Below are 21,649 nucleotides of genomic sequence, written 5' to 3' on the forward strand. Positions count from 1 at the left end.
CCATTGCCTTTTGGCTTTGGTTTAAAATTTCTTATTTTATATAAGCCAAATTTGATTTAAATTTAAGAGAAATTTAGCCAGTTTGTAACTATAAAATGTAATAAATACTAAAAATTTATCTAAATTTACTAGTAGCAACTAAGTTTTGTGATGTTCATACCATTTTTAAAATATGGCGGATAGGGCATAGTCACTGTAAATGGCACCGCTTTTTGCTTTGGCAAATTTTGAGCTACGTCAAATTTATATGCCACAGTGTTTGGTCTCTCGTCCTCATCGCCTCCAAAAACCCATGAGAAAAATGAGATCCCGCTTGGTTTAAATAGCGCCTCGCCACCAAGATCATTTTTATTTAGCGGCTGATTAATGAGCTTAATTGTAAGGGTGCATTTGCTAATGGTAAATTTGCCGACATTTCTTACTTGACCACGAAATACAATGCTTTCATTTCTTAACACTCGCTCGCTCTTTACACCTTCGACTATGCCTTTTTTGGTGTATTTATCAAGAACTAGCATCAAAAAAATGGCAAGCGTGGTTGAGACTAAAATGTTTGTAAAAAGTAGTGATAAAAATAGCTTTCGCTCAGCTCTAAGTGAGAGCACAAGAAATAAAATAGAAAGTAGTGCGATCGCGAAAAGCACGATGATATGAACGATGGTAAAGTAGTTTGAGCTCATCAAAAACACTCCGCTTTTTTGGTGATATTGTAGTCAATGAAGGCAAAGTCATTGACAAATTCTCTTATCTGCTTGCTCTGCTTTGGCAAAAGAGATTCATTTAAAATGATCCTTTTTTTAGCAAAAGGGTTTAGTGAATTTAGAAAATTTCTCGTGCTTTGTTTTGAGCCAAGGTAGAAGCCAAGCTCGATTTTGCAAACGTTTAATGTGTAGTTTGAATTATTTGTGATGTTAAAATCAACCATCAACGCATCGACATATTGAAGCTGTTTGGTGCCTATTTTGCTTATGCTAACTGGTCTTAGATTTTCATTTATATATTTGTTTGCGTAGTAGTTGCCTGCAAAAAGTCCTAAAAAACCAGCTAGGATAAATAAAAATCCTATCTGCCACCATGATTTTATCGCGACGAAAATTCCTAAAAGCACGATAAATATAAAGGCTAAAAACACCCAACCATAGGCTAGAAAGTCGATAAGTTTGGCGTTTTGAAGTATGAAAAGTATATTGTGCTTGATGCTATTTAACATCTCGCGATCTTTTTTCTTCGATGCCGCTCATGCCAAAACGCCTTGCAAGCTCGTTTTTGACGGCATCTGGATGTATATTGTGGGCTGAAAGTGCCACAAGCGCGTGAAAGCAAAGATCAGCTGCTTCGTAGATGAGGTCATTTTTTGCTTTTTGCTCATCTTGTTTTATCTGCTTGGCAAAACTAAGCTCTTTTGCCGCCATGACAAGCTCTGTAGCCTCTTCACCAACTTTTTTTAGAATTTGATTTTCACCTTTTTTGAAAAGACTTGCCACGTATGAAGTTTGCGGATCAGCATTTAGCTTTCTATCTTCTATAACGTGATAAAGCTCGTCAATGACGCCGTAACTTGGCTTTTTAAGCTCGCATTTTTGATCAGAAATTTCTAAATTTTCTAAATTTATCTCGTTAAAAAAGCAAGACCTTGCCCCAGTGTGACAAGCAGCGCCTCCATTTTGAACGACTTTTAAAAGCAAAGTGTCGTTGTCGCAGTCTAAAAATGCAGCCTTGATCTCTTGTGTGTTGCCACTCTCTTCGCCTTTTTTCCAAATTCTATTTTTAGTGCGTGAAAAGTAGTGAGCGTAGCGGCTAGATAGAGTTAAGCTTAGTGCTTCTTCGTTCATATAAGCAAGCATCAAAACCTCGTTTGTAGCGTGATCGCAAACCACCACCGGGAGCAATCCACCAACCTTTTGCCAGTCTATACTTTTTGCTACGCTATTCATTTTTACCTTTCACTAACCGAGCTAGCTTTTGCCCTATCTTTTGCATCTAACCAAATATTTGGCACAGCTCCGCCAGGTGTTAAGAAAATTTTGGCATCTTTGTTCTCTTTAAGAGCGTCGTTAAATCTATTTTGCGTCTCGATCTGCTTTAAATTTAATAAATTTTGATCGACACTTTTTGCGATCTCTTTGTTTGCATACGCAGTCGCGTCAGCCTCGATCTTGATAGCATCAGCCTTACCTTTTGCTTCGATGATTGCAGCTTTTGCAGTACCTTCTGCAAGGGCAGCTTGTTTTAGAGCCTCTTGATTTGCACGCTCGACCTCGTATTTTGTCCTCTCGGCCTCTTGTTTAGCGATCTGGACACGCTCGATCTGCTCTTTTACCTTTGAAGGCAAGATGATCTCACGAAGCTGCACGGTTAGGAGCTCGACTGGCTTGTTCGGCTGTGAGTCGATGTCTTTTCTTATGCCCTCATCGATCTGCCTTGCTAGGTCATTTCTCTTAGTTGGTAGCTCTTCGGCTGTGTATTTACCAGCGATGCTGCGAACCACGTCGCGCACGACAGGATCAACGATCTTGCTCTCCCAGCTAAGACCCCAAGATGCGATAGTTTGTGGTGCATTTTCTGGATTTAGGCGGTATTGCACGGTGATATCGATGCTAACTGGTAAATTTCTAGCATCCAAAACTGAGATTGAGTTTTTGCGTAAAATTCCAGCTCCCTGATAAGACTTTTGCAAGCTCTCGCCCATATCTTCGCCTGAAGTGTAGTTGATGATCCTAACTCTGGTATCAACTACGATGATATTTTGGATAAATGGTAAAAAGAAGTGAAAACCTGGTTGTAAAGGATTTGGCTCATATTTACCCGCTGTGGCTTTGATGCCGACCTCGCCTGAGTGTATCACTTTAAATGGCTGAGTGATAGCAAGGATCGCGATAATGGCGATTATAATGTAGGCTAGCGCACCAAATTTGCCAAAGCCGCTTGGTATATTTGGCATTTTAAAATCCTTTTTAAAAGGTGGCTCTTTGTCATTATTTTGACCTGAGCCCCTGTTGTCATTACCTGGCTTTTTTTTGTTGAAATAATCATTTAAATCAGCGGGCATTTCGTTCCTTTAAATCTTAAATATATGTTAAAAATGATTCGTATTTTTTGTTTAGACCATAAACTACGTCAAAGTAAGCTTTTTGTAGTCTCTTTGTCACTTCGCCTCTAGCGCCGTTGCCGATGATGCGGTTATCTATGCTGTTTATCGGAGTTACTTCAGCTGCAGTGCCGGTGAAAAATGCTTCGTCAGCTGTGTATGCTTGATCCCTTGTGATGCGCTCTCTTCTTACTTCGATGTCAAGATCGTGAGCTAGTCTTATGACTGTATCTTGAGTAATGCTAAGTAGGCTATTATCATTTGGTGGAGTGATCAATGCGCCATTTTCAACGATAAAAAAGCACTCGCCTGGACCTTCAGCCACAAAGCCCTCGCTATCAAGAAGCAGCGCCTCGTCGTATCCAGCCTCTTTTGCTTCGTAGTTTGCCATTTGTGAGCTTAGGTAGTTTGAGCTAGCCTTTGCTCTGTTCATTTGAGCAGCAGGGGCTAGTTTAGCAAAGCTTGAAATTTTAACTCTGATGCCTTTTTCTAGGCCTTCATCGCCAAGATATGCACCCCACTCCCATGAAGCGATAGCAGTTTGAACCGGTGCTTTTGTGTGCGCTACGCCCATTACGCCGTATCCTAAAAAGATAAGTGGGCGGATATAGACGTTGCTGTTATATTTATTTGCGCGAAGTAGCTCGATCTGTGCTTTTTCAAGCTCTTCTTCAGTGTAAGGCACGTTTAAAACGGTCATTTTTGCTGATCTTAAAAGTCTTTTTGTGTGGTCTTTGAGTCTAAAAATAGCTAGACCTTTTTTTGTTTTATAAGCTCTTGTGCCCTCAAATACAGCATTAGCGTAGTGCAAAGAGTGAGTTAGAACGTGTACTTTCGCATCATCCCATTTTACTAGTTTTCCATCCATCCAGATGAATTCTGAAGCGTTCATAATTAAACCTTTCTTTTTTAGAAATTTGATCCGAGTTTATCTAAAATTGCTTTAAATTTACATTTCTAAGCCCAAAATGTCCGTAAATTTTAGGCTAAAGTTACTTATCTAAAAGCTCTTTTATCGTCTTTGCCATCTCATCGATCGATGATGCTGCGTTTAAATTTATCAGATACTTGCCGCTTACTACAAAGGCTGGCACACCGCTGATACTTGCTACATCATAAGAGGCAAACCACTCGTTTAAAAGCTCTTTTGCACGCTCTGAGCTTAGCGCTTTTTCGTATTCGTCTTTGCTCACGTGAGCTGCATTTAGCGCTAGATCTATAAATCTTTGCTTATCTTTGCCATCATTAAAGTCATCTTTTTCATCGTGTCTTGCTTTGTAGATCGCAAATTTAGCTTGCTTAAATTTAGACTCATCGCTTAGCAGATCAGTCCCATTTGCCTCATCTATCGATATAAGAGCGGCGAAAATTTTACTTGTTGTCTCGCCAAGTTTGCCTTTGGTGCTTAGGTGATATGGGATAAATTTAACCCCGTCAAGCTTTGACATCAGCTTTCTTGTGATCGTTCGGTCAAATTTATAGCAGTGAGGGCAGTCGTAGCTAAAGACCTTGACGACTGAGTTTTTAGGCACGTTAAGCGGTTTTGCTAGAGTTTGATACTCCACACCTTCAGTCAGTGCTGATAAATTTAGCGCAAAAAACGCACTTAAAATTAGCATTTTTATAAGCTTCATCTTTGCTCCTTATTTTACTAGATCAGCTAGCACTTTTGCGGCGTGGTCTTTGGCTTTTACGCTTTTGTAAATTTTAACTATCTTGCCGTCTTTGCCGATCACAAAGGTGCTTCTAACGATACCAAGATACTCTTTGCCGTAGTTTTTCTTGACCTGCCAAACACCATAAAGTTTTGAAATTTCTTTATCCTCATCGCTTAGCAAGATGTGCTTTAAATTTTGCTTTGCGATAAAGCCCACATGCGACTTTACGCTATCTGGGCTAACGCCGATGATAACGGTATCATTTTTGATAAACTGATCGTAGTTTGCGCTAAATTCGCAAGCTTCAGTCGTGCAGCCAGGAGTGTTGTCCTTTGGGTAGAAGTAAAGCACCACGTTTTTGCCTATAAAGTCCTTTAATGCGACCTTTACGCCATCTTGATTTAACGCTTCAAACTCTGGCGCTTTATCGCCAACTTCAAGCGTTATCTTTCTTTCAATGTCTGCTTTGCTAAATTCGCTCATTTTATCCCCTTTCTCTTATCTTCTACGCTCTCGCCACCTACGCCGATATTGCCAGCATCGTGAGTTTCGATAAAGATCATAACCGCCTCTTTTTTCTTGCCAAGCACTCTTACAAGCGTCTCGGTTACCTCTTTAAAAACTTGATCTTTTTGCTCTTTTGTAGGCTCTGGGCCTGCTATTTTGATATTAACATAAGGCATTTTTGCTCCTTTTTTAAGATGCAAAATATTAGCCAAAATGAGTGAAATTTCAGATTAAAGCCGTTATTTAAGAATTTGGCATTAAAATAAGCAAACTTCCAAAAGGAGCGAAAATGGACTATAACAGGCAAAATAAGGGCTTTGTTTGCTTTATGTATGGCTTTGGACGAAGCAGGGCGGTTTATGCAGTTTTAATGATACTAATGGCGCTTTTAGCTGGCTTTTTAACACTTACTTCAAGTGCTCAAGCTGACATTTCAAATTTACAAATAGCCCTTGGCATCATACTTTGTGGCCTTTTGCTGATCCTTGTAAATCCTAAAATTTTCATCATCAAGCTAATTGGCTACTTAATCGCTTTAGCTGGTGTTATGATCGCCCTTCACAACGCAAATTTGCTAGGAGCTGATTTTAATTTATATTTTTATGCAAGCCTTATTTTTGGGGCATTTATGATGCTTATGCTTCTTAGCTGGTTTGTCTATAATGCAAGAAGCAGCGAAATAAATGAAATTTAGTTCGCCACTCCCATTAGCACGCTTGTGTAGGTGTTTTGCTTAGGCTCTGAGCTTGTTGCATCGTTTATATTTATGCGGCCAGCCTCAAGCCCAGCTTTTATAAGCGCCTCTTTTACCGCATTTGCACGCTCATTTGCAAGCTCTACTAGCTTTTCTTTATCGACCTCGATGCCCTTTAGCGCCTCTTCTCTTAAGGCTTTTTCGCTTCTATCTTTTAAATTTGGCACAAGCTCATTTAAAACTGCGATGTAGTCTTTGCCACTTGAAGCGATGATTTGATTGATCTTTTGATCTAGTTTTTTGTTTTTATAAAAGCTTTCATCGAGTTTTGAGTATGTTGGCGTTATGCTAAGCTTCATCTTAGGTTTTGAGCCAGTTAGCTTTATAAAATCAGCTATCTTAGGCGCTTCTGAGCTTATAAGCTCGCTACTTCCAGCAAGGAAATCAATAGAGCTAAGATCTTTGCTGCCAAGTCCTAAAGCGTTGCCTAAAAATCTAAATGGAGCTAGCGTGATGTCAGCAAAGAGTTTTTTTACTGCAGCCCAGATGACGCCGCCATATTTAAAGTCAGGATCGTCTAAATTTCCCTCAACTGGCAGATCGATATTTATTTGATTATTTTGATCGCTAAGTATCGAGATAGCAAGTGAAAGTGGTAAATTTACAGCATCTTTTGAATCAACCTTTTCTCCAAGTGTAAGCGAGTCAAAATTTATGAAATTTGAGCCATTTAGTTTTGAGTCGACGACGCTATAGTTTAGGTTTAAATTTAGCTTGCCTTTTTTGATCTTATAGCCCACAAACTGCCCACTATATGGCGTTATATCAGTTAGATCGATATCTTTAAAGTCAAGCTTTATGTCGGTATTTTGCTTTAGCTCAAATGGAAAGAGTTTTGCGGTGATCTGCGCAAAGCCGTTTTTACCAACCACACCTTGAAACTCGCCTGAACTTGGGCGCTTTTTATCGATGTCAGTGAGCTTGCCATTTAGCTTTGAGATCGTTGTGGCAAATGGCATAAATAGCGATGCGTCCGAGAAATCAACCTCGCCATTTTTTAAAGAGAAGTTTTTCACGCTAAATTTTAGCTCGTCATCTTTTTTGCTAGCTGCCTTTTTGCTCTCAGGTTTTGCCTCGGTTTTAGCCTTATTTTTATCCTCTTTTACGATTTGAGATAGGTTAAATTTACGCTCTTTGCTTAGATGAGCCTTGATAAATGGCGAATTTAAGCTCACTCCGCTTATGGCAAGGTCATTTTTGGCAAATGAAATTTTTTCAAGATCTAGGCTTTTAAAGGCGATTAGTTTTTCAGCTTTTTTACCATTTAGCCTTATATCTTTGATACTAACTTTTGCGTCTGCTTTGATATCTTTTGCGTAGTGAAGCTGGGCATCTGCGCTCATCTGACCACTAGCTAGAGATGCTTCTAAAAAGGGCTTTGCATAGGCAAAATACTTTGGTAAATTTGTATCATTTAGCTTGATTTTAGCACTCACTTCAAGTGGCTCTATCTTTATCTTTGAATCAACATCCAAATTTAGTTTTTGTGAGCTTTTCATCGCCACTTTTGCATCAAAAGGCTTGCTAAAATCGCTACTTAAATTTGCTACTTTTACATTTAGGTTATCAAATTTATGAGCGATCTTTTCGCCCTTAAAAAGGTGCGTCAAAGCAATATCTGCGTTATTTACACTTATATTTTTTACATCAAATTTAAACTCATTTTCTTTGCTTTTTGAAGTACTTTTATTTTCAGCCTTTTTCTCCACTTTTTTAGTGTGTTTTGTCACTTTTGTAGCTTTTGTGCTCTGCTCGCCAAATCCTAGCTCATTTACAGCGCTTAGCCCATTCTCGCTTAGTTCTGAGCTAAATTTCGCTCTATCTATGCTTACATTTTCAACCCCAAGAGCCATTTTTAAAAGATCAAAGCTTACGCTCTTTACCCCCACATCAGCGACGCTTGCTATATCTTTATTTTTTGCTTTAAGCTCTATGTTTTTTACGTTTAGCTCATCAAGGCTCGCAAGGCTCTTGTTGCCATCCATTGTGAAATTTGTATTTGTCACGCCAGCACTTGCTACATTTACACTTGCGCTTTTGCTAAGTGGCGCATTGATGCCATTAAGTGCTATTTTTTCAAGCGTTAGAGCGGTTTTGTTATTTGCTAAATTTAGATTTAAATTTGAAGCATTTATATCTTTTAAATTTGCTAAATTTCTATCTGCTTCATCTATTTTAAGAGCGTTTGCACCTACACTTTTTAGCTTGGCTGTGGCATTTAGCTCGCTTTTTTCATTTAAATTTGCAAGAAGCGAGATATCACTTAAATTTAGTGATTTTACGCTCGCGGAGATAGCATTTTTAAAAGAGATGTCATTTAAATTTACAGCACTTAAATTTAGCGTAGCCTCCGTTTTATCCGCTATCTTACTAACAAGATCAAATTTTGGAAGCTCTAGCTCGCCAAGGCTAAGCTCATTTGCGCCTTCATCAAGGCTTAGTCCTTTTACATTTAAAAAGCCATCTTTTAAATTTATCCCAGTTGCGTTCTCATCGGCTTTTAAAGCGTAGTTTATCTTTAAGTTTATAATGGCATTTTTTAGATTTAACGTGTCATTATCGATAAAACTTATCGCAACTGGCTTTATACTAAAGTCTTTTATGCTGACGTTGCCCTCTATTTTTAGTGGATTTAGCTTGATATCGCCATTTAGATCGATCTTGTGTGCTAGGCTTGAGTTTGAGTCAAAGATGTGACTACCAGCGCTATTTTTCTTCGTATTTAGCGAGCTTAGCTCGTAGTTTATATCATCAAAGCTTACATTAAATGGCTTTGTTAAATTTTGATCGCTATAAGAAAATGAACCTTTAATGATTTTTGCGTTATTTAGCGCGAAATTTATCGAGCTAGTGCTGTTATCTTCGCTAGTTGCGTTATCATCGCTTATAAAATTGCTAAAGTTAAAATTTGCTTTTTTATCTCTTGCGATCTTTACTTTTGGCTCATCTAGCCTAAAAATGTCTATCTCAACTAGCTTTTTAAAGATAGAAAATGGCTTTAGCTTAAGGTCGATCTGCTTCGTGCTAAAAAGCGGCGAAGTGGTGTTTAGCTCAGCATTTGTAGCGTTTAGCTCGAAGGTAAATGGGTTAAATTTAGCATCACTTACAAAAAGCGTTGCGTTGTAGTCTTTTAGGTACTTTGGAGCGATATTTTTGATAGCATAAGGCAGACCAAAAAAGCCAAGAAGTGTATAAATAAGCAAAAGTGAGACTACGCAGATGCCGGTGATTAGGGCTATTTTTTTCTTTTTATTCATTGTGAAATTTACCTTTTTGTCAGCTAAAATGAGCCCTGATTTTACTTTAAAAAAGGTTAAAAGATAGTTAGAAATTTCAAATTTTCTATACATTGAATTTACATTTATTTTAATAATACTTTTATGCATTTCGTATTACTATTCGTCAAATATTTTTTAAACAAAGGAGCGAGTGATGAAGAGATTTTTGGCTTTATTGTTTTTGTTGTTTTCTGCCTTTGCTTATGCAAATGAAAATGCCGTTGTGGTCGCTATCGAGGAGCAAACACCTCGTATAAATCCACTCTACGACGAAGATCACGATCCTACGCTTTCGCTGGTTTTTTCTGGTCTTACTAGCCACGATGAAAATAGCCACGTCGTGCCTGAGCTTGCCAAGTCTTGGCAGGTGAGCGATGACGGGCTGGAGTATGTTTTTGAGCTAAGAGATGATGCCTTTTGGCATGACGGGGTGAAATTTAGCGCAAAGGACGTTAAATTTACCATCGAAGCGGCTCAAGATAAGAAGCTAAACGCGCCTGCTATCTCAAACTACGAGGTGGTAAAAAGCGTTGAAATTTTAGGAGATTATAAAGTAAAGATCACGCTTAGTGAGCCTTTTCCACCGTTTCTTGACGCACTAAGTTTTGGCGTTTTGCCTGAGCACATTTTAAAGGGTAAAGATATCGCAACTGATAAATTTAATGACGCTCCTATTGGCACTGGCGCATACAAGCTTGTAAAATGGAAAAAAGATGAGAGTTTGGAATTTGTGGCAAATGATAAATTCTATAAAGGTGAGCCAAAGATAAAAAGGCTATTTTTAAAGATAGTTGGTGATGAAAATTTAAGACTTGTAGGCCTTAAAAGCGGTGAGATCGACGTTGCGCTCATCTCTCCAACTGGTGTAAATTTCATAAAAGATGATAAAAAATTAAGCTTGCTTAAATTTAAAAGTGCGGACTACAGAGCGCTAATGTTTAACTTTAATGATCCTCTTTTTCAAGATAAAAATGTAAGGATCGCCCTAAACTACGCGGTCAATAAAGATGAGATCGTTAAAAAACTATTTCACGGATATGCAAGCGTAGCGAACAATCCGATAGAAAAAAGCTTTGCAAATGACGGTGAGTTTAAATTTAGCTACGATCCGCAAAAGGCTAGGGAGCTACTTGAAAAAAGCGGCTTTAGGAAAAACAAGGCTGGCTTTTTTGAGAAGGACGGCAAGGAGCTTGGCTTTGACATCTACGCTTTTAATAACGACATCTTAAGGGTCAATCTAGCTAAAATTTTAAGCAGCGAGTTTGAGAAATTTGGCGTAAGAGCCAAGGCCTATGCAAAGCCAAAAACAGCCTTTAGCATAAGCAAGGTTGATAGCTTTGTGATCGGCTGGGGAAGCCCATTTGATCCAGACTTTCATACATATAGAATTTTTGGCGGATTTGCCGACATCGATGTCAATGAAAATGGCTGGAATTTTAGCCACTACAAGGACGCAAACGTCGATCTTGCCCTAAAAAACGCGAGATATACAAAGGATGTGGAGCTTAGGAAAAAATACTACAAAGAATTTCTAAAAGCGCTTTTTGAAAATCCACCTTACATTTTTATAGCCTATCTTGACTATCCGCTCGTTTTTAACAACAAAATTTCAGGCATAAAGACGCAAATTTTGGGCCACCATGGGGCTGGATTTTTATGGAACATAAGAGAGTGGCAAGTAAAATAGTGGATAAAAACTTTGTTTAGAGCCATTTTAAAAACAGCGATCTCAAGCCTTGGGTTGCTGTTTTTTATCTCATTTTTTCTATTTTTGCTCATATATTTTTTGCCAGGCAATGTCACTGATGCGATGTTTTTGCGAAGTGAGGCGGTGAGCGTGGCTATAAAAGAGCAAATTTTAGAAAATTTGGGGCTAAAAGATGGCTTTTTTGTGCAGTATTTTAGATGGCTGGCTCACTTTGTCACAGGGGACTTTGGCACTAGCTTTGTAAGTGGAGCAAGCGTTTTTTTGCTCATTAAAGAGAGACTTTTAAACTCGCTTATTTTGTTTTTTGCTTCGTTTTTTCTGATAGCTCTCTTGTCATTTTTCTTGGGGCTTTTAAGCGCCATTTATAAAAATAAATTTGCCGACATCTTTATAAATTTTAGCTCCTTTTTGCTGGCTTCCTTGCCGCATTTTTACGTAGCACTCGTGCTAATAGCGATCTTTAGTGTCTATCTAAACGTGCTGCCAAGCTCTGGCGCAAACGAGCTAGGATCTAGCGGAGTTGGGGCTAAATTTATCATCTTGCCAACGCTTGCCATCATCTTGCCACACCTTGGCGCAAACGTGAAATTTGTAAGAGACAGGCTAAATCAAAGCCTAAACGCTGATTTTATCCAGACGGCTCACGCTAGAGGCTTGGGACGCGGCAAAATTTATCTATTTGCGATAAAGCACGCAAGCACCGATATAGTCTATTATTTCGCAACCCTTGTGGCTGGCGTTTTTGCTGGCTCATACGTCATTGAGAGCATTTTTTCATTTCCTGGCATAGGCAAGCTTAGCCTTGATGCGGTGATTGCCAAAGACTATCCAGTCGCACTTGCGACCATTTTGCTAACGGCTGTTTTTGTCGTTTTTGCAAATTTACTGGCTAAAATTTTCGCTATCTTAGCAGATAAGAGAAATTTATGAGAAAAGTCATATTTTTCCTAGCCTGTTTTGTCTTTTTAGCACTTGTCACATTTGCCTTTGTGACGCCATTTTTTTCTAAATTTGAGCCAAATTTCACTGACTTTATGGCGGTAAATTTAGCTCCAAGTAGCGAACACATCTTTGGCACTGACATCCTAGGCAGGGACAATCTCATAAGAGTGGCCTACGCGCTTAAAAACTCGCTTCTTGTTTTGCTGCTAGCTGGCTTTTTAACGACGCTTTTCTCGCTCATCTACGCATATTTTGGCACGAGTAAGAGCAGAGCTTGTGAGAGCCTTTTTGATAAGGGGCTTGATGCCTTTTTAAGTATCCCAAACATCGTTTTTATCATGCTTTTTAGCTCATTTAGTAGTGGAGATCTGCTTATAACATCTTTTATCATCGCCATTTGCTCGTTTATGCAGGGGTCAAAAGTTTTTATGCAAAATTTAAGACTTAGTAAAAAGTGCGACTACGCCGAGCAAGCCGTGATAAATGGAGCTAGTAAATTTAGCCTTATCTGCTTTGAAATTTTGCCAAATTTAAAGCATTTAATAATTAGTATCTTTGGTATAAACGCGATAAATGCAGTCGTTATGGAGGCTACGCTTGGCTTTTTTGGCGTGGGTAGCGACGCAAATAAAATAAGCCTTGGCATCATGCTAAATGAGAGCAAAGAGGCGCTTTTTCTTGGTTCTTGGTGGATGGTGCTTTTCCCTGGCGTGACGCTCTTTTTGCTCATCCTTGCAACCTCGATCATCACGTCAAATTCAAAAAATGGCAATATAAAAATATGATAGAGATTAAAAATTTAAACGTTTTTTATAAGGATAAGAAACTTTTGCATGAGCTTGATTTTGCCATGAGCGAGGGTAAATTTATAGGTATCACGGGTGCAAGTGGCAGTGGCAAATCGCTCTTTGCAAAGAGTTTAATAAGGCTTTTTGATGATGATTTTAGAGTGAGAGCGGATAAATTTAGCATTTATAAAAAAGATATCTTAAATCTTAGTCAAAATGAGCTAAAAGAGCACCGAAAAAAGGTCGCTGCGCTCATCTTTCAAAACTCAGTTGCCAGCCTTCATCCGCTCTTAAACGTTGGCGATCACTTCAACGCATATCTTGGCGGCGATAATAAATCAAATAAAGAGCTTGCATTTGCTTATTTTAGGGAGTTTGGGCTGGGTAATGCAAATCTCATCTGGCACAAATTTTCATACGAGCTAAGTGGTGGCGAGGCTAGCCGCGTGCAGATCGCTCTTGCGCTTTGTCTGAAGCCAAAAATCCTAATCTGCGACGAGATAACAAGCGGGCTTGATAGCATTAGCGGTAGCCACGTGGCGGGCATCTTAGAGAGCCTAAAGGGCAAGATGAGCGTCATTTTTATCTCGCACGATGAGGCGCTGACGAACTATCTTAGTGATGAAATTTGGCAGATGAGAGATGGGCGGCTAAATTTAAAGGAAAATGCGTGAAAATAAGGCTTGAAAACGTATCAAAAAGTTTAAGCTTTAAGGAGCATTTTAACGCTAGAGCTGAAGTGCTGCACCTTTTGGAGGGGATAAATTACGAGCTTGATGATGGCGAAAATTTAGCCATTTTGGGGCAAAGTGGCAGTGGTAAAAGCACGCTTGCAAAGCTCATATCATTTAGCGAGCCAAAAAGCGGGGGCAAAATTTATATAAACGATAAGGAGATCACGGACAAAAATGAGCTAAAAAAAGATATCAGATATATCTTGCAAAATCAAAAACAAGCCCTAAATCCGGCGCTAAAAGTAAAAACCGCGATCGCTCATGTGAGATCATATCTTAAGCTTAGTTTTAGCGAAAATGAGCTTAAAGAGCTTCTAACAAATTTAAATTTAAAAGATGAAATTTTAGAAAAATATCCGTCACAGCTAAGCGGCGGCGAGGCGACAAGGGTTGGGATACTGCTAGCGCTTCTTTCAAAACCAAAAATCTTAATTTGTGACGAGATAACAAGCGGACTTGATAATGAGACGAAGCAAAAGATCATAAATTTGCTTTTAAGCTTGGATGAAAAGATCAGCATTATCTTTATCACGCACGATATTTTAAGTGCGATGAAGATAGCGCAAAAGGTGCTAATAATAGAGGCTAGCAAGCAAGTAGCTTTTGGTAAATTTGATGACCTAGTAAGCCAAAATGTCCTTAAAAAATACCTTGACGCAGCTAAATTTTATGATGACAAACTTTGATGTAGTGTTAGCTTTAAATAACAAAAAATAACCACTCTATTCTAAAAATAATAAATAATATTCAAACGCTATTTCTTATATAAAAATAAAAATTATTACTTACTTTTAAAAATTTATAAATATTGTAAATTTTAAGTAATTACTAAAATTTAGATAACTATAATCGCTGTAACCAATTTCATTAAGGGAGAAAAAATGAAAAGACGAGAATTTCTAAAAGGTGCAGCTGCAAGTGCAGCGTTTGCAAGTAGCGCAAGTGCCACTGCCTTAATTAGTGACAACCTAATGAATGACACTTCTGCTAATATAAGTGCTTCACACTTTGGTGCCATAAGAGGCTTAAACAAAAATGGTAAATTTGAGGGCATTGCTGATGTTAATGAGCTTGATTTTTATCCAGTGACGCTAAGAGAGGGAGTGCTAGCAAGAACATATGACGAGACTCGTATCGCTAGACCTGCTGTTAGAAAAGGATACCTTGAAAAAGGATACAAAAGCGATAAGAGCAAGAGAGGTAAAGATGAGTGGGTTGAAGTAAGCTGGGATGAGGTTTACAAGATCGTAGCAGATGAGCTAAAACGTGTTTATAAAGAGCATGGTGCTAGTTCAATATATGGCGGAAGCTACGGTTGGTATAGCGTGGGAAGTGTAAATAACCCGCAAACTCTTCTTGGTAGGATGTTAAACGTACTTGGTGGCTACACAACAAGAACACTTACTTATTCTACCCATGCAATACGTGCTATTACACCTTATGTTACTGGCACAGACGAGAGTGGCGCACTTCAAACTGCATGGCCTGTGATACTAAAAGAGACCGAAGTAGTTGTTATATGGGGAGCAGATCCGATAAATACAAATCAAATCGCATGGGGTGTGCCAGATCACGAGAGCTATATATACTTCAAAAAGCTAAAAGAACAGATGAAAAAACGTGGCGTCAAAGTTATTTGCATAGACCCAGTTTTAAATAATACTTCTATGTATCTTGGTGCTACTCATATTCATGTAAATCCTACAACAGATGTCGCTTTGATGATGGGTATATGCTATGAGATGATGAAAGCTGGTGTTAGCGATGAGAAATTTTTAAAACGCTACACTAGTGGTGTAGCTGAATTTAAGGCCTATCTAAATGGAGAAGCTGAAGATAAAATAGTTAAAAATGCTGCTTGGGCTAGTAAAATTTCTGGTGTTAATGAAGAAGATATCAAAACTTTAGCAAGACTTTTTGGCGCAAAAAGAACAATTCTAATGTGTGGTTGGGGTCCTCAAAGAGCACACCATGGTGAGCAGTTTCACTGGATGGCGACAGTTCTTGCTGCATTTATCGGTCAGATAGGACTTCCTGGTGGAGGATATGGCTTTGGATATCACTACTCAGATGGAGGTTGTCCATCTCCAGCAGCTCCAGTTGGTAGTGCATTAAGTTTAAGTAGTGGTAAAGCTCAATCAAGCACGGCTTTCCCTGGTCTTGGAAGCATAAGTATCGTGCCAAGTGTTGATGGTGATTGGAAAACATAGGGATAATATCGCAATACCTGTTTCAAGAATAGTTGATTGTATAAACAATCCTGGTAAAGAAGTGGAATTTAACTGTAAAAAGATAACCTATCCTGACATCAAGCTAGCTTATTGGGCTGGTGGCAATCCTTTTCATCATCACCCAGATACAAAATTGATGGCAAAAACCTTTGAAAAACTTGATACATTTATCGTTCAAGACTGCTTTTGGACAGCAAGTGCTAGAATGGCAGACATAGTCTTGCCAGCAACAACCGAGCAAGAAAGAGATGATATAACAAAATCTCACACTAATAAATTTATAATTGCTATGCATAAAATCGCTGAGCCTTATATGGAGGCTAAAAATGACTATGAAATTTATAGTGGGATATTAAAACAATTTGGTCAGACTGAACTGAATGCCTTTACTGAAGGAAAAACCGAGTTTGACTGGATCAAGCAATTTTACAACGCTTCAAAGAAAAAAGGCGATGCAAACAATCTAAACATGCCAAGCTTTGAAGAATTTTGGGAAAAAGGTTATGTTGAGTTTAAGGTGCCAGATTATGCATATGAATATGTAAAAATGGCTGATTTTAGGAAAAATCCTATCATTAACCGCCTAGGAACGCCATCTGGTAAAATTCAAATAGTCTCTAAAAAGATAGGCAAAGCTATGTATGAGGATTGTCCATCTCATCCTACATGGATGGAACCTATGGAGTGGCTAGGCAGCAAAGAGGTAAAAAAATATCCACTAAATTTAGTTTCTCCTCACCCAAAATATCGCTTGCACTCACAGCTAAACAATACTTGGCTTAGAAATTTAGCTGAGGTAAATGGTAGAGAGCCTGTTTGGATACATCCAAATGATGCAGCCTCTAGAGGCATAAAAAATGGAGATATTGTCCGAGTATTTAACGGCAGAGGCGAAATTTTATGCGGTGCTATCGTGACAAAAAATGTGAAAGTAGGTGTTGTTAGGATAGAAGAGGGAGCTTGGTGGGATCCAGACAAAAAAGAGCTTTGTGTTCATGGTAACGTGAATGTTTTGATCCCTAATGAACCAACATCAAAACTAGCCATGGGAAATCAAGCAACAGCTCTAGTTCAGATAGAAAAATTTGAAAAAGAGTTGCCTGAGATCAATGTATTTTCACAACCTAAATTTAGTAAAAAAGGATAAAAAATGAGAAAAATTTTAACTCTTTTAGTGTTTTGTGTTTCACTGTTTGCTAGTGATGTATATGTGACCTCAAAGACACCACTTTTAGATAAAGTAAATGGCAAAGAGATCGCTATAATGCACGTTGGAGCGAAGTTGAATGTTATAAAAGATGATGGCAAATTTGCTGAAGTAAGCTACAGCGGTTTTGTGCCGCAAGATAGCATAAATGCTTACTCAAAACTTGGAATTTTAGAGCTTGATGTAGAGGCAAAAGATCCTAAAATTTTAAAAACCGTTAAAAAGACTATGGATGAATATGATAATGAGTGGCTTCAAGTTAGCATTACTGGTTTTGTTGCAAAGGATGCTTTAACAAGCGATGGAACTCAAGTCTTGACAAAGGGTGAAGCGCTTTTTAAAGAGAGATGTGGAAACTGTCATGCTTTACATGGATATGACGAGTTTAGTGTAAATGTTTGGCCAAGTGTCATTGAAACTATGGTTGGTAATGCAGGTCTTGTAGGAGATGAGACGGAATATCTTGTTAGATTTTTACAAAGCAAGGCTCCATTAGAGTAAAACATAAAAGGCCTTTTTGGGTATAATCTGCCCAAAAAGGTCAAATTTGCTAGTTCATATCTGCTGCTCGGTCGATAGCCACTACTTTTTACAGCGCCTACGAAAAGATTACCCAAATGAACGAATAGTAGGCTATTTTTACGATCCAAACATACATCCATATAGCGAGTTTTTACTGCGTTTTGAGGACGTGAAGCGAAGCTGCGAGAAGCTAGGCATCGAGCTAATATGTGGCGAATACGACTACGAAGCGTGGCTTGGTGGCACAAAGGGGCTTGAAGATGAGCCAGAAAAGGGCAAAAGGTGCGAATACTGCTTTGATTTTCGTATGAAAGACTCCGCTAAAAAGGCGCTTGAGCTAGGACTTAGTAAGATCACGACGACACTTTTGATGAGCCCAAAAAAGGACTTTTCTCAGCTTAAAAAGGCGCTTGATGAGGCGGTGGCTGGCTCAAATTTAGAAGCCGTTGCGGTTGATTATAGAAAAAATGGCGGCACAAGCGAGCAGTTTATCCTCGCTAAAAAGGACAAGCTCTATCACCAAAACTACTGCGGCTGCGTCTTTGCGCTAAAAAAACAGCGCGACTCACAAAATTTACCCCAAAGTGAGCTAATGAGCGAGCTACACGCAAGAGCGCTTTATGGCAGCATAGAAGCTAGACTTGAGCTTTACAAAAAGGTGCGCCTTTGCGAGGCTAAGGGAGAGAAATTTCATCTTTTTAGAAGGCGATTTTTAAACTACAGGCTTTTTCGCGCTAGTGTTAAGTTTGAAGCAGTTGTGGTGCCAAGCTACTTTGTGCTCTACTCTGGCTTTAAAAGAGAGAATTTAAAGCTTAATGTGGAGTGTGACTGCGAAATGGACGATGAGCTAAAAGAGGGTGCGATATTTATGAGCATAGAGCGCTTTAATAAATTTACAAATAGCAAATTTAAAAGCGTTGATGAGCTTTGCAAAAGGCCGCTTGAGCTTGACGCTGAGATGAAATTTCGTAGGCAGATAAGCGGGGAGTTTTCGCAAAATCCTATCATCATATTAGATGAGGTCAAAAAGGGCAGCTACGAAATTTACGCAAAGGCTGTTTTTTACAACGACAGCGAAGAAATTTTGGTTTTAGAGAGCTAAATTTAGACCCACTAAGGCTAAATTTCAGAGATTTTAAAAGAGGTTAATAATTTTTTTCTTAGTATAAATTTGTTACAATCTGCCAAAATTTACATTACTAAGGCTAAAACGTGATAGACGTCGTAGAAATTCAAAAAATTCTCCCACATAGATTTCCTTTTTTGCTTATCGATAGAGTTGTCGAGCTAGAGCCTGCAAAAAACATCGTCGCTTATAAAAATGTAACCATTGGCGAGCCGATATTTCAGGGGCACTTCCCAGGCCACCCGATCTATCCTGGCGTGATGATCATTGAGGGCATGGCGCAAGCTGGTGGCGTGCTAGCGTTTAAGAGTATGAGCGACGAGCATCAAGCTGGCATCGAGAACAAAGTGGTCTATTTTATGAGCATTGACGGAGCGAAATTTCGCCATCCAGTCCGCCCTGGAGATAGGCTAGAGTATAGATTAAATGTATTAAAACACAAAGGCAATATCTGGGTGCTTGAGGGCAAAGCATACGTCGATGATGTGCTATGCGCCGAGGCTGAACTAAAAGCGATGATAGTCGATAAATAGGCTTTTGCTTAAAAAAAGAGAGACAATGAAAAATATCCACCAAACAGCAGTTATAGAAGATGGAGCGATCATTGGAGATGACGCAAATATCGAGGCTTACGCATTTGTAAGTAAAGATGCGGTCCTTGGCAACAACGTCACGATAAAACAAGGCGCAAGGGTGCTTGGCAAGACGAGGATCGGCGATAACTCTCGTGTATTTAGCTACGCGATCGTGGGCGACATCCCGCAAGATATCAGCTATAAAGATGAGGTCGATACTGGCGTCATCATCGGCGAGCACGCAACTATACGTGAGTTTTGCACGATAAACTCAGGCACGCACAAGGGCGATGGTATAACAAGGATTGGCGATAATGCCTTTATCATGGCATATTCTCACATCGCACACGACTGCATAATAGGCAGCAACGTCATTTTGGCAAATAACGCAACTCTAGCAGGCCACGTCGAGCTTGGTGACTACGCTGTTGTGGGTGGTCTTACGCCTATTCACCAGTTTGTTAGAGTGGGTGAGAGCTGCATGGTCGCGGGGGCTAGTGCGCTAAGTCAAGATGTAGTTCCATTTTGCCTAGCTGAGGGCAACAGAGCCTATATAAGAAGCTTAAATTTAGTTGGCATTAGGCGTAGATTTGACAAAGAGCAGGTTGAAGAGCTTGTTCGCGCTTATAAATTTTTGTTTAATCAAGGCATTAGCCTAAAAGATCAAGCAAACGAGCTTATCGCAAAAACCAGCGACGAAAATGTTAAAAAAATGTGTAAATTTATATTAGAAACGACAAGAGGAATTCCGCTTGCAAAAGGAAGAGATTAATGGCTAGAAAGTGTAATTTTTGTGGCGAGGCCGAGTCTGCTGAGAGAAGGTTATTAGCAGATATCGAAGGAAACGCCTATATATGCGAGTACTGTATAGCAGCAGCATACGATATGATACATGGTGATACGAGTGTAGAAGAGAGTAAAAACGATGAGGCGATAGAGTATCAAAAGCTCACTCCAAAGGAGCTAAAAGCGGTACTTGATAACTACGTGATCGGTCAAGATAGGGCTAAAAAGGTCTTTAGTGTCGGCGTATATAACCACTATAAGAGAATTTTTAAACAAAGCGACATCAAAGACGACACCGAAATTTCAAAGTCAAACATCTTGCTTGTTGGTCCAACTGGAAGTGGCAAGACGTTGATGGCTCAGACTTTGGCGAGATTTCTTGACGTGCCTATTGCGATTTGCGACGCGACAAGCCTAACTGAGGCTGGATATGTCGGCGAGGACGTTGAAAACATTCTTACAAGGCTCTTGCAAGCTGCAAATGGCGACGTGAAAAAGGCGGAACAGGGCATTGTATTTGTCGATGAGATCGATAAGATCGCTAGAATGAGTGAAAACAGAAGCATCACAAGAGACGTTTCAGGCGAGGGCGTGCAGCAAGCGCTTTTAAAGATCATCGAAGGAAGTGTTGTAAATATCCCACCAAAAGGCGGCAGAAAGCATCCAAACCAAGACTTCATCCAGATAGATACGACAAATATCTTATTTGTTTGTGGCGGTGCATTTGATGGGCTTCTTGACATCATAGAGCGCAGAGTTGGTAAAAACGTACTTGGATTTAACCAAGAAAAACGTGGCAAAAACGAAAAAGAAAATTTACTAAGCCTGCTTGAGCCAGACGATCTTGTAAAATACGGCCTCATCCCAGAGCTCATCGGCAGACTTCACGTGGTGGCTACTTTAAATGAGATAACAAAAGAGGATATGGTTAAAATTTTGACCGAGCCAAAAAATGCGATATTAAAACAATATCAAAAGCTTTGTGCGATCGATGGTGCTACGCTTAAATTTGACGACGAAGCGCTTGAAGAGATAGCGAGCCTTGCTATCGAGCGAAAGACTGGAGCAAGAGGGCTTAGAAGCATAATGGAAGAACTCATGACAGATATAATGTATGATCTGCCAGAGCTAAAAGACTACGATATCGTGATCTCAAAAGAGACGGTAAAAGATAAGGCAAAGCCGATTTTGGTAAAGCACAATAAATTAACAGCGTAAAGGAAATAGATGTTTTTAGATCAGGTTATAGGTTTTTTCTCAAGTGATATGGGTATAGATTTAGGTACGGCAAATACTTTGGTTTTGGTAAAAGATAAGGGAATAATTATAAATGAACCATCAGTTGTTGCGGTAAGACGTGAAAAATATGGAAAACAAAAAATTCTAGCAGTCGGCCACGCTGCAAAAGAGATGGTGGGAAAAACTCCTGGCGACATCGAGGCGATAAGACCGATGAGAGATGGTGTTATCGCGGACTTTGATATGACAGAGAGGATGATACGCTATTTTATAGAAAAGACTCATAGAAGGAAAAATTTCTTACGCCCAAGGATCATCATCTCGGTTCCATACGGACTTACTCAGGTTGAGAGAAAGGCTGTTAGAGAGAGCGCACTAAGTGCTGGTGCAAGAGAGGTATTTTTGATAGAAGAGCCTATGGCAGCGGCTATCGGAGCAAATTTACCAGTTCGCGAACCACAAGGCAACCTTGTAGTTGATATCGGCGGTGGCACGACTGAGATCGG

At 39.3% G+C, this 21,649-nt stretch carries 23 protein-coding genes; 14 read left to right on the forward strand and 9 right to left on the reverse strand.

Annotation, left to right across the window (positions count from 1 at the left end; translation table 11 throughout):
- Nucleotides 1-128 precede the first annotated feature (128 nt).
- From UNSWCS_RS08310 to UNSWCS_RS08345, 8 genes are all read right to left on the reverse strand, one after another.
- Nucleotides 129-680 (reverse strand): DUF2393 family protein, encoded by a 552-nt coding sequence (locus UNSWCS_RS08310; protein ID WP_021088134.1) that lies wholly within the window; start codon nt 678-680, stop codon nt 129-131.
- Nucleotides 680-1,210, reverse strand: a complete 531-nt coding sequence (locus UNSWCS_RS08315; protein WP_021088090.1) for a DUF2393 family protein — start codon at nt 1,208-1,210, stop codon at nt 680-682. Before UNSWCS_RS08315 ends, UNSWCS_RS08310 begins: the two co-directional genes overlap by 1 nt.
- Nucleotides 1,200-1,934 carry a bifunctional phosphoribosyl-AMP cyclohydrolase/phosphoribosyl-ATP diphosphatase HisIE gene (gene hisIE, locus UNSWCS_RS08320; protein ID WP_021088160.1) on the reverse strand — a complete coding sequence of 245 codons (735 nt, stop codon included), beginning with the start codon at nt 1,932-1,934 and terminating at the stop codon, nt 1,200-1,202. The genes UNSWCS_RS08315 and hisIE overlap by 11 nt, the downstream gene beginning before the upstream one ends.
- Before the next feature lie 2 nt (nt 1,935-1,936).
- A complete protein-coding gene (locus tag UNSWCS_RS08325; RefSeq protein WP_021088100.1) occupies nt 1,937-3,049 on the reverse strand; it encodes a prohibitin family protein in 1,113 nt (370 codons plus the stop codon).
- Nucleotides 3,050-3,065: 16 nt separating this feature from the next.
- Nucleotides 3,066-3,980: a branched-chain amino acid transaminase gene (locus tag UNSWCS_RS08330; RefSeq protein ID WP_002939975.1), complete on the reverse strand. Its 915-nt coding sequence runs from the start codon at nt 3,978-3,980 to the stop codon at nt 3,066-3,068.
- A 100-nt stretch (nt 3,981-4,080) separates the two neighbouring features.
- Nucleotides 4,081-4,722 carry a thiol:disulfide interchange protein DsbA/DsbL gene (locus UNSWCS_RS08335; RefSeq protein WP_021088157.1) on the reverse strand — a complete coding sequence of 214 codons (642 nt, stop codon included), beginning with the start codon at nt 4,720-4,722 and terminating at the stop codon, nt 4,081-4,083.
- Nucleotides 4,723-4,731: 9 nt separating this feature from the next.
- A complete protein-coding gene (bcp, locus tag UNSWCS_RS08340; protein WP_021088154.1) occupies nt 4,732-5,229 on the reverse strand; it encodes a thioredoxin-dependent thiol peroxidase in 498 nt (165 codons plus the stop codon).
- A complete protein-coding gene (locus UNSWCS_RS08345; RefSeq protein WP_002939973.1) occupies nt 5,226-5,429 on the reverse strand; it encodes a tautomerase family protein in 204 nt (67 codons plus the stop codon). The genes bcp and UNSWCS_RS08345 overlap by 4 nt, the downstream gene beginning before the upstream one ends.
- A 113-nt stretch (nt 5,430-5,542) precedes the next feature.
- On the opposite strand from UNSWCS_RS08345, the gene UNSWCS_RS08350 reads away from it, so the two are divergent.
- Complete coding sequence (locus UNSWCS_RS08350; RefSeq protein WP_021088095.1) at nt 5,543-5,947, forward strand: hypothetical protein; 405 nt, start codon at nt 5,543-5,545, stop codon at nt 5,945-5,947.
- Here the strand turns inward: UNSWCS_RS08350 and UNSWCS_RS08355 are convergent.
- Entirely contained in the window at nt 5,944-9,264 is a 3,321-nt protein-coding gene (locus UNSWCS_RS08355; RefSeq protein ID WP_035143783.1) for a DUF748 domain-containing protein, read from the reverse strand. The genes UNSWCS_RS08350 and UNSWCS_RS08355 overlap by 4 nt on opposite strands.
- 175 nt (nt 9,265-9,439) lie before the next feature.
- Here UNSWCS_RS08355 and UNSWCS_RS08360 point away from each other — a divergent pair, with 175 nt between their 5' ends.
- The 13 genes from UNSWCS_RS08360 to UNSWCS_RS08415 all read left to right on the forward strand — a co-directional run.
- Nucleotides 9,440-10,972: an ABC transporter substrate-binding protein gene (locus UNSWCS_RS08360; protein ID WP_021088161.1), complete on the forward strand. Its 1,533-nt coding sequence runs from the start codon at nt 9,440-9,442 to the stop codon at nt 10,970-10,972.
- A gap of 12 nt (nt 10,973-10,984) precedes the next feature.
- Nucleotides 10,985-11,923, forward strand: coding sequence for an ABC transporter permease (locus UNSWCS_RS08365; RefSeq protein WP_021088101.1), 939 nt, complete (start codon nt 10,985-10,987; stop codon nt 11,921-11,923).
- A complete protein-coding gene (locus UNSWCS_RS08370; protein WP_021088098.1) occupies nt 11,920-12,720 on the forward strand; it encodes an ABC transporter permease in 801 nt (266 codons plus the stop codon). Before UNSWCS_RS08365 ends, UNSWCS_RS08370 begins: the two co-directional genes overlap by 4 nt.
- On the forward strand, nt 12,717-13,397 hold the full coding sequence (locus UNSWCS_RS08375; protein WP_021088151.1) for an ATP-binding cassette domain-containing protein: 681 nt from the start codon (nt 12,717-12,719) through the stop codon (nt 13,395-13,397). The genes UNSWCS_RS08370 and UNSWCS_RS08375 overlap by 4 nt, the downstream gene beginning before the upstream one ends.
- On the forward strand, nt 13,394-14,143 hold the full coding sequence (locus tag UNSWCS_RS08380; RefSeq protein WP_021088155.1) for an ATP-binding cassette domain-containing protein: 750 nt from the start codon (nt 13,394-13,396) through the stop codon (nt 14,141-14,143). The genes UNSWCS_RS08375 and UNSWCS_RS08380 overlap by 4 nt, the downstream gene beginning before the upstream one ends.
- Before the next feature lie 195 nt (nt 14,144-14,338).
- Nucleotides 14,339-15,667 (forward strand): molybdopterin-dependent oxidoreductase, encoded by a 1,329-nt coding sequence (locus UNSWCS_RS12560; protein ID WP_235044400.1) that lies wholly within the window; start codon nt 14,339-14,341, stop codon nt 15,665-15,667.
- Nucleotides 15,648-16,835: a molybdopterin dinucleotide binding domain-containing protein gene (locus tag UNSWCS_RS12565; protein ID WP_235044401.1), complete on the forward strand. Its 1,188-nt coding sequence runs from the start codon at nt 15,648-15,650 to the stop codon at nt 16,833-16,835. The genes UNSWCS_RS12560 and UNSWCS_RS12565 overlap by 20 nt, the downstream gene beginning before the upstream one ends.
- Before the next feature lie 3 nt (nt 16,836-16,838).
- Complete coding sequence (locus UNSWCS_RS08390) at nt 16,839-17,396, forward strand: hypothetical protein (protein WP_021088089.1); 558 nt, start codon at nt 16,839-16,841, stop codon at nt 17,394-17,396.
- A 46-nt stretch (nt 17,397-17,442) separates the two neighbouring features.
- Complete coding sequence (locus UNSWCS_RS08395) at nt 17,443-18,519, forward strand: epoxyqueuosine reductase QueH (protein ID WP_035143784.1); 1,077 nt, start codon at nt 17,443-17,445, stop codon at nt 18,517-18,519.
- A gap of 110 nt (nt 18,520-18,629) precedes the next feature.
- On the forward strand, nt 18,630-19,076 hold the full coding sequence (gene fabZ / locus UNSWCS_RS08400) for a 3-hydroxyacyl-ACP dehydratase FabZ (RefSeq protein ID WP_004317884.1): 447 nt from the start codon (nt 18,630-18,632) through the stop codon (nt 19,074-19,076).
- 25 nt (nt 19,077-19,101) lie between these two features.
- Complete coding sequence (gene lpxA / locus UNSWCS_RS08405; RefSeq protein WP_009295380.1) at nt 19,102-19,890, forward strand: acyl-ACP--UDP-N-acetylglucosamine O-acyltransferase; 789 nt, start codon at nt 19,102-19,104, stop codon at nt 19,888-19,890.
- The gene (gene clpX, locus UNSWCS_RS08410; protein WP_021088133.1) at nt 19,890-21,122 is read left to right on the forward strand and encodes an ATP-dependent Clp protease ATP-binding subunit ClpX; all 1,233 of its coding nucleotides are present in this window, start codon (nt 19,890-19,892) and stop codon (nt 21,120-21,122) included. The genes lpxA and clpX overlap by 1 nt, the downstream gene beginning before the upstream one ends.
- Nucleotides 21,123-21,131: 9 nt before the next feature.
- A partial coding sequence (locus UNSWCS_RS08415; RefSeq protein ID WP_035143779.1) for a rod shape-determining protein occupies nt 21,132-21,649 on the forward strand: 518 nt, incomplete at its 3' end.

The sequence above is a fragment of the Campylobacter concisus UNSWCS genome, from assembly GCF_000466685.1.
In the GTDB taxonomy this organism is placed as follows: domain Bacteria; phylum Campylobacterota; class Campylobacteria; order Campylobacterales; family Campylobacteraceae; genus Campylobacter_A; species Campylobacter_A concisus_A.